We start from the raw sequence: 12,065 nt of genomic DNA, 5'->3' as shown, positions 1-12,065 counted from the left end.
CACCCCGCCGTTCAGCCCCGCCGAGGCCGCGGCCCTGGCCGAGGCGGCGCTCGGCGACACCCTGCGCGCCGTCGCGGCCGCCCCCGCCACCCGGCCAACGGGGGCCCTGGCGATCCCCACCCGGCGGTAGCCGGATGTTGTCCACGTGAGGCGAGGGGGAGCTACCCGAACTCTCCTCACGGGAAGGATCTGTACCCCCGACCGGATTCGAACCGGCGCTACTGCCTTGAGAGGGCAGCGTGCTAGGCCGCTACACAACGGGGGCTTTGCGGAATGGTCTCCGCGGCGCAGATGAGCTCTGCGAGCTGGCCTACCTGGACTCGAACCAAGACTAACTGAACCAGAATCAGTCGTGCTGCCAATTACACCATAGGCCACTGGAACGCAAGCCCCTGCGGGGATCTTGTTCTAGTTTGCTCCTCCGGTTCCCGGCCTTTCGGCCCGCTCCCCGGCGGCGCAGGAAGAACATTACCCGAAGGTGGACGGGGCTCCAAAACGGGTATCCGCGCCGAGCAGGGCGGGGAGTTCGGCGAGGGAGGCGATCCGGTGCGGGCCTGCGGGTACGTCGTCCCTGATGTGCGCGCCGCCGCGGTCGATCCACACCGACAGCAGTCCGGCGTCGGCGGCACCCCGTCCGTCGATCTCCGGGTGGTCGCCGACGTACGCCACCTCGTGCGGGGCGAGGCCCAGCGCCTCACAGGCGGCGAGGAAGGCGCCGGCCTCGGGCTTGGAGACGCCGAGTTCGGCGGCGCAGAGGATGGCCTCGAAGCGGTCGTGGACGCCGAGGGCGCGCAACTTGCGGTCCTGGACGGTGAGGCTGGAGTTGGACAGCACGGCGTGCCGATGGCTGGCGGCGAGGGCGTCCAGCACGGGCAGGACGTCCGGGAAGAGCGCCCAGGCGGCCTCGTAGTACGTCTTGTAGCGCCGGAACCAGTCGTCGGCCTCGTCGTCGGTGAGCTCCCGTCCGAGGAACAGCCGCACACGGTCCCGCCGCTGCCCCTCGAAGGAGATCTCCCCGGCCGAGAACCGTGCCCACTGGAGCTCGGTGGCCACCCGCCACCGCTCCAGCGCCTCCTCCACGGCGCCACCCTCGTCAAGCAGCCCGTCGACCGCCAAGTACGCCCGCATGGCCGCACGGTCCGCTCCGCTGTAGTCGAAGAGCGTGTCGTCGACGTCCCAGACCACGGCTCGGATGCTCATGTCCCGACGGTATCGCGGGCTGGCACACTGGGGACATGAGCGAGTACCGCGTCCAGTTCACCGTCGAGGCCCGTGCGGCGTACGACGGTCTGCCCGGCGAGCGTCGAGCCCAGTTGGACAGGGCCGTGCGGGTACTGGCACGTGACCCGTTCCGCAAGGCTGCGACAGCGCAACTCGGCCCCGACGAACACCTGCGAAAGGCGTACGTGGCCCCCGGCGTGATGCTGGAGTACATGGTCGCGGGGGCCATCATGGTTGTCGTGGTACTGGAGATCTTCGACGAGTTCACGTACCTGATCGATGAGGCCGACGCCGTCTGAATCCACGCCGAAGGGGCGGCCCCGGTGACCCGGTGGCCGCCCCTCACACGTGCGTGCCCTACGCCGCCAGCTTCTCCAGTGCCGCGTCGATCCTGGCCAGCGTCTTCTCCTTGCCCAGGACCTCGAGGGACTCGAAGAGCGGCAGGCCGACCGTGCGGCCGGTGACGGCCACGCGGACCGGGGCCTGGGCCTTGCCGAGCTTCAGGCCGTGGGCCTCGCCCGCGGCCAGGACGGCCTCCTTGAGGGCCTCGGCGGAGGTCCAGTCGGCCGACTCCAGCTTCTCGCGGGCCGTATGGAGGAGGGCGTCCGAGCCTTCCTTCATGGCCTTCGTCCAGGAGGCCTCGTCGAAGACCGGCTCGGCGAGGAACAGGAAGTCGACGTTGTCCGTGATCTCGGAGAGGACCCTGAGGCGGGTCTGGGCGTGCGGGGCGATCGCCTGCCACTTCGACTCGTCGAAGGACTCCGGGGTCCAGGGGGCGAACGGGGCCTGGAGCCAGGGGGCGCAGCGCTCGGTGAACTCCTTGACGTCCAGCAGCCGGATGTGGTCGCCGTTGATCGCCTCGCACTTCTTCAGGTCGAAACGGGCCGGGTTGGGCTGCACGTCCGCGATGTCGAAGGCCGCCACCATCTCGTCGACGGTGAAGACGTCCTTGTCCGCCGAGAGCGACCAGCCAAGGAGGGAGAGGTAGTTGAGCAGGCCCTCCGGAAGGAAGCCGCGCTCGCGGTAGAGGTTGAGCGAGGACTCCGGGTCGCGCTTGGAGAGCTTCTTGTTGCCCTCCCCCATCACGTAGGGAAGATGGCCGAACTCGGGGGTCCGCTTCGCGATGCCCAGCTCGATCAGCGCCTTGTAGAGGGCGATCTGGCGCGGGGTGGAGGAGAGCAGGTCCTCGCCGCGCAGGACGTGTGTGATCTCCATCAGCGCGTCGTCGACCGGGTTGACGAGGGTGTAGAGCGGGGCGCCGTTCGCCCGGACGATGCCGTAGTCCGGCACGTTCTCCGGGGTGAACGTCAGCTCGCCGCGGACCAGGTCCGTGAAGGTGATCGTCTCGTCCGGCATGCGGAAGCGGACGATCGGCGTACGGCCCTGCGCCCGGTACTCCTCGACCTGCGCGTCCGTCAGGTCGCGGCAGTGGCCGTCGTAGCCGGACGGCTTTCCGGCGGCGCGGGCGGCCTCGCGGCGGGTGTCCAGCTCCGCCTGGGAGCAGTAGCAGTGGTAGGCGTGGCCGGCGGCGAGGAGCTTGGCCGCGACGTCGGCGTAGATGTCCATGCGCTGCGACTGGCGGTAGGGCGCGTGCGGGCCGCCGATCTCCGGGCCCTCGTCCCAGTCGAAGCCCAGCCAGCGCATCGCGTCGAGCAGCTGGCCGTACGACTCCTCGGAGTCGCGGGCCGCGTCGGTGTCCTCGATGCGGAAGACGAGCGTGCCCTGGTGGTGACGGGCGAAGGCCCAGTTGAACAGGGCGGTGCGGACCAGGCCCACGTGGGGGTTACCGGTGGGCGAGGGACAGAAACGTACGCGGACGGGTGCGCTAGCCACGCTTGACAACCTTGTTGGTGAGAGTGCCGATGCCTTCGATGGTGACGGCGACCTCGTCGCCGACGGTGAGCGGTCCGACGCCTGCCGGGGTGCCCGTGAGGATCACGTCGCCGGGGAGCAGCGTCATGGCCTCGGAGATGTTGACGATCAGGTCCTCGATGGAGTGGATCATCTCGCTGGTACGGCCGAGCTGGCGTTGTTCGCCGTTGACCGTGAGCTGGACGGTCAGGTCCGAGGCGGTCTTGAGATCCAGGTCGGTCTCCACCCAGGGGCCCAGCGGGCAGGAGGTGTCGAAGCCCTTGGCCCGGGCCCACTGCTTCTCGCGCTTCTGCACGTCGCGCGCGGTGACGTCGTTGGCGCAGGTGTAGCCGAAGATCACGTCGGCCACGCGCTCGCGCGGGACCTCACGGCACATCCGGCCGATCACGACGGCCAGTTCGGCCTCGTGGTGCAGTTCCTCGGAGAAGGAGGGGTACTGGATCTCGTCGCCGGGGCCGATCACCGAGGTGGACGGCTTGAAGAAGGCGAACGGCGCGTCGGGCACCTCGTTGCCCAGCTCGCGCGCGTGCTCCGCGTAGTTGCGGCCGAAGGCCACGACCTTGTTGGGAAGCACCGGCGGCAGCAGCCTCACCTTGCTCACCGGGACCTTCGTACCGGAGAGCTCGAAGTCCGCGAACGGGATGCCCTTGATGATGTCGAGGACGAGTTCGTCCGGCTTGTCGCCCTCGACCGCGCCGAAGGCGACGTTCCCGTCGATGGAGAACCTGGCGATGCGCACGGGATCCTGCGCCCCTCACTTGAGCCGGCTGGAGTCTGACGCTCCAGGCTAACGCGCGAGAGGGCCGCCGACTTGCGCATTACGGCGCCGGGGCGTCCTGAGGGATCATGTGGGAGGTGGCTTGAATGATCAGCCGCCGGCGCGCGTACTACTGGGCGACGGAGGCCGTGACGGGGGCCTCGACGAGGACGGTGCGCTTGGGGTTGGCGGTCTGGGTGGGAAGATCGAGGGTGTGCTCCGGCTGCTCCGGGACCTGCAGCGCGTCGGCCTCCTCGAGGTGGGCCAGCGTCGTGCGGCGCGGGTTGGCTATGTTGCGGAACATCATCGTCGTCTTCACGGTTGTACTCGACCCTGTCGTCAGTCGTGGGCGGGAGTTGGCAGTTTCCTGCGTTCTGTAAAGCGTCAGGCTAAACATGCAATTCCCTGCCCAAGCCGCGAAGACCCCTTGATCGGCATGTGAGTTTGCTCACGGGTCCGCGGGCAAACCGGTCAATTCAGGCCCACAACTCATCCCGCCGAAACGGACATTGCACCCCTGAAGCCATCATTCCGCTCCTGATCATGGCGACTGGGACACCGCCCGATCCCGTGCGACTCGCGGGCATACGTCCTGTATAAGGGAGTTCCCTTTCTACGTCCGGTGACTCGACACTCACGTGCTGTCACGTAGGTCACGGCTCGGCCCATGAGCCTTGTTGGAGATCCGGCACTGTGCTGGAATGCCACGGACCGCCGCAGGATCGAGCCGGCGCACAGGGGGCGCGAAGCAGCGCCGCGTGGCGGCGAGACAGGGGGAGCCAGCGCCGGTCACTCACGACCACCGGGGTGCGTATTCAGGGCGCTCCCTAACAACGCCGACACCGTGTCTTTCCGTTCACGCGGAGGGGCGCCTGGTCCAGAGGTTGCGACGCTAGTGCAGGGACGTTTCAAGAGGGATGGCAGCGCTTCGGCGGAGCCGGAGCCGCAAGGCGGGACAGGCCCCATGAAGGGCAGTTCCGCGCCCCAGCACGCCCAGAACCCGGGTCCGGCCCCGACCGGCGACGGCGGTGAGCGCTCCGGGCGCCCCGGCGCGTCCGCGTCTCCCGGGTCACCGACCCCCGCTCCGGCGGCCAAGCCGCCCAAGACTCCGAGCGGCCCCGGCTCGCGCGTGGCGCTGCGCAACTGGCGTATCTCCACGCGCCTTGTGTCGCTGCTCGCGCTCCCCGTCGTGGCGGCCACCTCGCTGGGCGCTCTGCGCATCAGCGACAACATGGACGACATCCAGCAGCTCGACAACATGAAGCTGCTGACGGAGATGACCAAGCAGGCCACCGAGCTGGCCGCCGCGCTCCAGGAGGAGCGCGACCAGTCCGCCGGTCCGCTGGCGCACGGCTCCAAGGCGAGCGACTACACGGTCAAGGGCTACCGGGACAAGACGGACCGTGCCGAGACCAACTTCATCGACGCCGCCGAGGAGATCGACACCTCCCAGAAGGACGGCTCGCTCCAGGGCGTGCGCGAGAGCCTGGTGGGTGTGGTCAGCGACCTCGAACTGCTGACCCAGATCCGCTCCACCGCGTACGAGGCCAAGGGCAACTCGACCCAGACGGTCGAGGCCTACCACCGCCTCATCACGCACCTGCTGGACCTCTCGCAGGACATGGCGGAGGCCACCAGCAACCCCGAGATGATCCAGCGCACACGCTCCCTGGCCGCCTTCTCCACGGCCAAGGAATACGCGTCCATGCAGCGCGCGGTCCTCGCGGCGGCCCTGCCGGCCAACAACACCACCACCGGCGACCTGTCGTCGAATGACCGGCTCTACGCCCAGTCGGCGCTGGAGAGCCAGAAGTCCGAGATCCGCAGCTTCAAGGGCATCTACGGCACCGACAAGGCCGCCTCGCTGCTCAAGCCGATCGAGGACAACAACGCGACGATCACGGCCAGCGACAAGTACGCCAGCCGTGCCCTCGCCTCGCAGGGCGGTCTGGCCGACCTGCCGAAGCGGTCGTACCAGGACTGGGTGGACGACAGCTCGACCAAGATCGAGCAGATGAAGAAGATCGAGCACACGCTGCTCGAGGACATGGAGCAGAAGGCCCGCGAGCTGCGCTCCGCCTCCGAGCGCGAGGCGATCATCTCCGGTGCGCTGATCCTGCTCGTGCTCGGCGTCTCCCTCGTCGGCGCCTTCGTCATCGCCCGGTCCATGATCCGCTCGCTGCGCCGCCTGCAGGAGACCGCCAACAAGGTCGCCCAGGACCGCCTGCCCGAGCTGGTCAAGCAGCTGTCGGAGTCGGACCCGCAGGACGTCGACACCTCCGTCGAGTCGGTCGGTGTGCACTCCCGGGACGAGATCGGCCAGGTGGCCGCGGCCTTCGACGACGTGCACCGCGAGGCGGTCCGCCTCGCCGCCGAGCAGGCCCTGCTGCGGGGCAACGTCAACGCGATGTTCACCAACCTCTCGCGCCGCTCCCAGGGTCTTATCCAGCGCCAGCTCTCGCTCATCTCCGAGCTGGAGTCCCGCGAGGCCGACCCGGACCAGCTGTCCTCGCTGTTCAAGCTCGACCACCTCGCGACCCGCATGCGCCGTAACGGTGAGAACCTGCTGGTTCTCGCCGGTGAGGAGCCCGGCCGCCGCTGGACCCGTCCGGTCCCGCTGGTCGACGTGCTCCGCGCCGCCGCCTCCGAGGTGGAGCAGTACGAGCGCATCGAGCTGGCCGCCGTGCCGACCACCGAAGTGGCCGGCCGTGTGGTCAACGACCTCGTGCACCTCCTCGCCGAGCTGCTCGAGAACGCCACCTCCTTCTCCTCGCCGCAGACCAAGGTCAAGGTCACCGGTCACGCGCTGCCCGACGGTCGCGTCCTGATCGAGATCCACGACACCGGTATCGGCCTCTCCCCCGAGGACCTCGCGGCGATCAACGAGCGGCTCGCCTCGCCGCCCACCGTGGACGTCTCCGTCTCCCGCCGCATGGGTCTGTTCGTGGTCGGCCGGCTGTCCCAGCGCCACGGCATCCGTATCCAGCTGCGCCCGTCCGACTCCGGTGGTACGACCGCGCTGGTCATGCTGCCCGTGGACGTCGCCCAGGGCGGCAAGAAGCCGCAGGGCAAGCCCGGTCAGGGCGCCGGTGCCTCCGGTGGTCCGGCCGCCGCGCAGGCCGCCGCGGGTGTGGCCGCGGCTCGTCGTCAGGCCGCCGCGGGTGCGGGTGCGCCGGGCGGTCCCGCCCTCGGTGCGGGCGCGCCCGGTGGTGCTCCGGGCGGTGCGCTCGGTGCCGGTGCGCCCTCCGGCGGTCGCCTCGGGGCCGGTCAGGGGCCGCGGGCCGCACTGCCGGGTGCCGGGAACGGCAACGGCCGTCCGGGTGCGGCGGGTGGTGCGCGTGGACCGCAGTCCCCGGCCGGGCAGCAGGGTCGGCCGGCTCCCGCGGGCGCCGGTGCCGGATTCGGCGGCCAGGCGCCGGGCGCGCCGCAGGGTCTGCAGGCCGCCGGCCTGGGCGGCCCGGGTCAGGACAGCTTCGGCGGCGCTCGTGGCGCCGTACCGCCGCAGCCCCCGGCCGACAACTCCGGCAAGGAGCAGGGCGGCCGGCGTGGACGGCGGCCGCAGCTGTACGGCCGCGGTGGTCCGCGGGCCGAGCTGCCGGGCGGCGACCAGCAGCCCCGTACGCCGAGCTGGAGCGACGAGAACGCGCAGCCGCCGGTGCCGCGCGCCTCGCTCGACACTCCGCGCGGCCATGACGAGACCTCGCGGATGCCGCGGATCGACGCGACCTCCGAGATGCCGGCGATCCCGCGGAACGACGACCGTCAGAGCCCCGGCTCCACGTCCGAGTTCCCGCGTCCCGACTTCGGTGGCGCCAACCCGCAGCAGACGGGCCAGTTCGCCCGTCCGGGCGCGGATTCGCCGCAGAACACCGGGCAGTTCGGCCGCCCCGACCCGTCGAGCACGGGTGAGTTCCCGCGTCAGGACTTCGGCGTTCCGCAGCCGGGTGCGAACGGGTCGCAGAACACCGGGCAGTTCGTCCGCTCGGATGTCTTCGGCAGCCCGAACGGCCAGCACAACCCCAGCAACCCGGCGAACACCGGCCAGTTCGCGAGCCCGTCGGCCTTCGACTCCGGCTCGACCGGCCAGTTCGCCACGCCGGGCTACGACTCCGGCTCGACCGGGCAGCACTCCCTGCCGGGCCGTCCGAACCCGAACGGCAACGGGCAGTTCGAGCGTCCGCAGAACGGCGGCGCCGGCTTCGGCGCCCCGCGTCCGCCGATCCCGCCGCGTCCGCAGCAGCGGCCCGCCGTCCGTCAGGAGCCCGAGGCCCTGCCGCCGGCGTCCGGCCCGGGTGACGGTCGTACCCCGCTGTACGACACGCTCGAGACCAACTGGTTCCACGGCGGACCCAACGGCCAGCAGAGCAACGGCAACGGCAACGGTTCCGCACCGGCGCCGCAGCAGCCGCAGGCTCCCGCGGCCCCCCAGCGTCCCGCGACCCAGACCTCTTCCTGGCGCACCTCTCCGAACGACGATCTCGTTCGGCAGGCGGAGCGCGTCCGGCAGCCGGCCGCGGGCGGCGTCACCACCTCCGGTCTGCCGCGCCGGGTGCCCCGGGCGAACCTCGTCCCGGGCACGGCTCAGCAGCAACAGCACCAAGCCGGTCCGCAGGTCTCGCGTGCGCCTGACGACGTACGCGGCCGGCTGACCAATCTCCGTCGGGGCATCGCACAGGGTCGTCAGGCCGGCACCGGCCAGACGGGCAGTTTCCCCAGCCCCACTCACCAGCAGGAGCGATAGTTGAGCCAGATGAGCCAGGCGGCACAGAACCTCAACTGGTTGATCACCAACTTCGTGGACAACACCCCCGGGGTGTCCCACACCGTCGTCGTGTCCGCCGACGGACTCCTTCTGGCGATGTCCGAAGGCTTTCCACGTGACCGCGCCGACCAGCTGGCGGCCGTGGCGTCCGGGCTCACCTCGCTGACGGCCGGGGCCTCCCGGATCTTCGAGGGCGGCGACGTGGCGCAGACGGTCGTCGAGATGGAGCGGGGCTTCCTGTTCCTGATGTCCGTATCGGACGGCTCGTCCCTGGCCGTGCTCGCACACCCCGAGTGCGACATCGGCCTGGTGGGCTACGAGATGGCGCTGCTGGTCGATCGGGCGGGCGCCGTGCTCACCCCCGACCTGCGCGCCGAACTGCAAGGCAGTCTGCTCCACTGACCCTCACCGGCACCACTCGCCTCACCACATCACCGTCAGGCCGCCACAGTCCCCCCACCGGCCCCGTCAGACGGCTTGCCCGACCGACTTGCTGTCCCGCCCGGAGGATTCATGACCCCGCCCACCGCCTCTCATGATCCGTACGCGGAGCCGTACGAGGATGAGGGCGACCAGCCACTGGTTCGTCCGTACGCGATGACCGGTGGCCGGACGCGGCCGCGCTATCAGCTCGCCATAGAGGCACTGATCAGCACCACGGCCGACCCGGCAGCACTCATGGGGCTGCTCCCCGAGCACCAGCGCATCTGCCACCTCTGCCGTGAGGTGAAGTCGGTGGCCGAGGTGTCGGCGCTTCTGGCCATGCCGCTGGGCGTGGCCCGCATTCTCGTCGCGGACCTGGCCGAGGCCGGGCTCGTCGCGATCCACCAGCCGGGTGGCGACGAGACGACCGGTGCGCCGGACGTGACACTGCTCGAAAGGGTGCTCAGTGGACTTCGCAAGCTCTGACGGCGGGCGGGCGACCACCTCCGCGAAGATCGTGGTGGCGGGTGGCTTCGGTGTCGGCAAGACCACGTTCGTGGGCGCCGTCTCCGAGATCAACCCGCTGCGCACCGAGGCCGTGATGACCTCCGCTTCGGCGGGCATCGACGACCTCACCCACACCGGGGACAAGACCACCACCACGGTGGCCATGGACTTCGGCCGTATCACGCTCGACCAGGACCTGATCCTCTACCTGTTCGGTACGCCGGGTCAGGACCGCTTCTGGTTCATGTGGGACGACCTGGTACGCGGTGCGATCGGCGCGGTGGTGCTCGTGGACACCCGGCGCCTGGCCGACTGCTTCCCGGCGGTCGACTACTTCGAGAACAGCGGCCTGCCCTTCGTCGTCGCCCTCAACGGCTTCGACGGGCACCAGCCGTACCAGCCCGAGGAGGTGCGCGAGGCCCTGCAGATAGGCCCCGACACCCCCATCATCACGACTGACGCCCGCCACCGGTCCGATGCCAAGAGCGCGCTGATCACGCTGGTCGAGCACGCGCTCATGGCACGGCTGCGATAGCACTCAAGTCAGCCATGCAGTACGGCAGTTGTCGTAGACGCATCGGAGCCGGCTGTGGCCTTTGACACGGTCGGCCCCGGTGTTCATAACGTTTCGGCAGAGGAATCGGGTGGTACGGCCACGGGTCGTTGCCAACTGGTGTCGCTGCGCACACAAAGGCCCCGTCTTTTGACGGGGCTCGCTCTTTATGACCGTTTTATCTGGGGCTTACATCACACGGAATCCTCGCTTTCCACTGTTTGGAAGAGCGCAGGTCGTCGTGCTGGAATGCCTGAACTGCCCAATAGTCAAAGACGTACTCAGTAGTACTGCGTACTCAGTGGCGAACTGGGCTCTGAGACACTGCGGCACAACGTTGGTGCCCGCCGCCGAGAGGTTGTTGGTCGAGTGAGGCGAAGCAAGAACGGTCCCGAGCCGTCGGCGCGGGGCAACTTCACCCCGCCGCCGCGCGGAGCGGCGCCCGCCCCTGTGCCCGGATCCGAGCCGACGGCCGCGCCCGCCTCCAGCGGCGGCCGTTTCTCGCCCCGCAACTGGCGGGTGCCGACCCGGCTGAACGCGATCCTGCTCATACCCGTGGCCGTCGGCCTCGTCATGGGCGGCTTCCAGGTGAAGAACTCCATCGACACCTGGCAGGACGCCCAGGACGCGGAGAACACCGCGCGCCTGGTGCAGGCCGCGCTGACGTACAGCAACGCGGTCCTGGTCGAGCGGGACACGACCGCCGCGCCGCTGCTGAAGGGCAAGAGCGAGACAGCCGCCGACAAGGCCCTGGTCGCCAAGCTCCGCAAACAGACGGACGAGGCCGCCGACGCCTTCGACGTGGCCGCCCAGAAGATGCCGGACCGGCCCAACCTGGTCCGCCGTCTGGAGCGCTTCCGCAAGGTGGAGCCGGAGCTGGCGACGATCCGCGCCAACGCGTACACCTCCAAGTACAAGGGCGTACAGACCGAAGAGAAGTACGTCGACATCGAGCACCCGCTGCTCGAGTTCTCCAACGAGCTCGGCCTGGGCACCGGCAACATCACCAGCTACGGCCGCTCGGTCTACGCCATCGCACTCGCCAAGGGCGCGCTCTCCCTGGAGCGTTCCATCGGCACGCACCTGCTGGTCAACCCGGGTCCCAAGGACAGCGACCTGGCCCTGCAGCGCACCGCCCTCACCTCGTACGCCTACCTGGAGGGCATCGCCCTGCAGGAGTACCAGGCCGGCGGCACCGACGAGGACCTCGCCAAGCTGCAGGCGGCGACGACGCAGATCAAGGCCGACGGCGCGGCCATGGCCAAGCAGGCCGCCGCACAGGCCGCCGCCGCGGGTAAGAAGTACGTGGCGCCGCCGTCCGACCCGACCCAGATGATCGTGGGCATGTCCCAGCTGCAGACGACGGACCCGGCCGCGCGTGAGGCGCTGGCCGAGGAGGGCATCACCGCGCAGAACTGGTGGGGTGTCACCACCCTCAAGTTCGACGCGTACCGCAAGCTGGAGAAGAGCAAGGCCGACACCGCGGTGAGCGAGGCGTCGACCATCGCCGACAACGCCAAGCGTGACGCGCTGATCACCGGTGCCATCGTCATCGTGGCCCTGCTGCTCGCGTTCATCCTGGCCGGTGCGGTCGCCCGCCAGATGTCCCGTGCGATGCGCCAGCTGCGCAACGCCGCCTTCGGCATCGCCGAGCAGCGGCTGCCGATGCTGGTCGACCAGCTCTCCCGCACCGACCCCGGCCGGGTCGACACCCGGGTGGCCCCGATCCCGATCACCACCAAGGACGAGATCGGCGAGGTCGCCCGCGCCTTCGACCAGGTCCACCGCGAGGCGGTCCGGCTCGCCTCCGAGCAGGCTCTGCTCCGGGGCAACATCAACGCGATCTTCACGAACCTCTCGCGCCGCAACCAGTCGCTGATCGAGGGCCAGCTGACCCTGATCACCGACCTGGAGAACAACGAGGCCGACCCGGACCAGCTGGAGAACCTCTTCCGCCTGGACCACCTCGC

General features: G+C 69.7%; 10 protein-coding genes and 2 tRNA genes. 6 read left to right on the top strand and 6 right to left on the bottom strand.

Annotated features, from left to right (window positions below):
* Window positions 1-192 precede the first annotated feature (192 nt).
* The 3 genes from ACWC09_RS51240 to ACWC09_RS51230 form a co-directional block, all read right to left on the bottom strand.
* A tRNA-Glu gene (locus ACWC09_RS51240) sits at window positions 193-265 on the bottom strand.
* 40 nt (window positions 266-305) lie between these two features.
* A tRNA-Gln gene (locus ACWC09_RS51235) sits at window positions 306-377 on the bottom strand.
* 91 nt (window positions 378-468) lie between these two features.
* Window positions 469-1,200, bottom strand: coding sequence for an HAD family hydrolase (locus ACWC09_RS51230; protein ID WP_450859051.1), 732 nt, complete (start codon window positions 1,198-1,200; stop codon window positions 469-471).
* Between the two features lie 35 nt (window positions 1,201-1,235).
* Here ACWC09_RS51230 and ACWC09_RS51225 point away from each other — a divergent pair, with 35 nt between their 5' ends.
* Window positions 1,236-1,520, top strand: coding sequence for a hypothetical protein (locus ACWC09_RS51225; RefSeq protein WP_450859049.1), 285 nt, complete (start codon window positions 1,236-1,238; stop codon window positions 1,518-1,520).
* 58 nt (window positions 1,521-1,578) lie between these two features.
* Here ACWC09_RS51225 and gltX read toward each other — a convergent pair whose 3' ends face one another.
* The 3 genes from gltX to ACWC09_RS51210 all read right to left on the bottom strand — a co-directional run bounded on the left by gltX (window position 1,579) and on the right by ACWC09_RS51210 (window position 4,169).
* Window positions 1,579-3,063, bottom strand: a complete 1,485-nt coding sequence (gene gltX / locus ACWC09_RS51220) for a glutamate--tRNA ligase (RefSeq protein WP_450859047.1) — start codon at window positions 3,061-3,063, stop codon at window positions 1,579-1,581.
* Window positions 3,047-3,832, bottom strand: coding sequence for a fumarylacetoacetate hydrolase family protein (locus ACWC09_RS51215; protein ID WP_450859045.1), 786 nt, complete (start codon window positions 3,830-3,832; stop codon window positions 3,047-3,049). The genes gltX and ACWC09_RS51215 overlap by 17 nt, the downstream gene beginning before the upstream one ends.
* A gap of 148 nt (window positions 3,833-3,980) precedes the next feature.
* Complete coding sequence (locus ACWC09_RS51210) at window positions 3,981-4,169, bottom strand: hypothetical protein (RefSeq protein WP_450859043.1); 189 nt, start codon at window positions 4,167-4,169, stop codon at window positions 3,981-3,983.
* 576 nt (window positions 4,170-4,745) lie between these two features.
* Here ACWC09_RS51210 and ACWC09_RS51205 point away from each other — a divergent pair.
* The 5 genes from ACWC09_RS51205 to ACWC09_RS51185 form a co-directional block, all read left to right on the top strand.
* Entirely contained in the window at window positions 4,746-8,591 is a 3,846-nt protein-coding gene (locus ACWC09_RS51205) for a nitrate- and nitrite sensing domain-containing protein (RefSeq protein WP_450859041.1), read from the top strand.
* A 9-nt stretch (window positions 8,592-8,600) separates the two neighbouring features.
* Window positions 8,601-9,014: a roadblock/LC7 domain-containing protein gene (locus tag ACWC09_RS51200; protein WP_005479910.1), complete on the top strand. Its 414-nt coding sequence runs from the start codon at window positions 8,601-8,603 to the stop codon at window positions 9,012-9,014.
* A 111-nt stretch (window positions 9,015-9,125) separates the two neighbouring features.
* Window positions 9,126-9,521: a DUF742 domain-containing protein gene (locus ACWC09_RS51195; RefSeq protein ID WP_016432454.1), complete on the top strand. Its 396-nt coding sequence runs from the start codon at window positions 9,126-9,128 to the stop codon at window positions 9,519-9,521.
* Window positions 9,502-10,077, top strand: coding sequence for a GTP-binding protein (locus tag ACWC09_RS51190; protein WP_450859039.1), 576 nt, complete (start codon window positions 9,502-9,504; stop codon window positions 10,075-10,077). The genes ACWC09_RS51195 and ACWC09_RS51190 overlap by 20 nt, the downstream gene beginning before the upstream one ends.
* 387 nt (window positions 10,078-10,464) lie before the next feature.
* On the top strand, window positions 10,465-12,065 hold a 1,601-nt coding region (locus tag ACWC09_RS51185), incomplete at its 3' end, for a nitrate- and nitrite sensing domain-containing protein (protein WP_450859037.1).

It is taken from the genome of Streptomyces sp. NPDC001617, from assembly GCF_053596855.1.
Note: the sequence above shows the minus strand (reverse complement) of the source record. Positions and strands in the feature narration are given on the sequence as shown.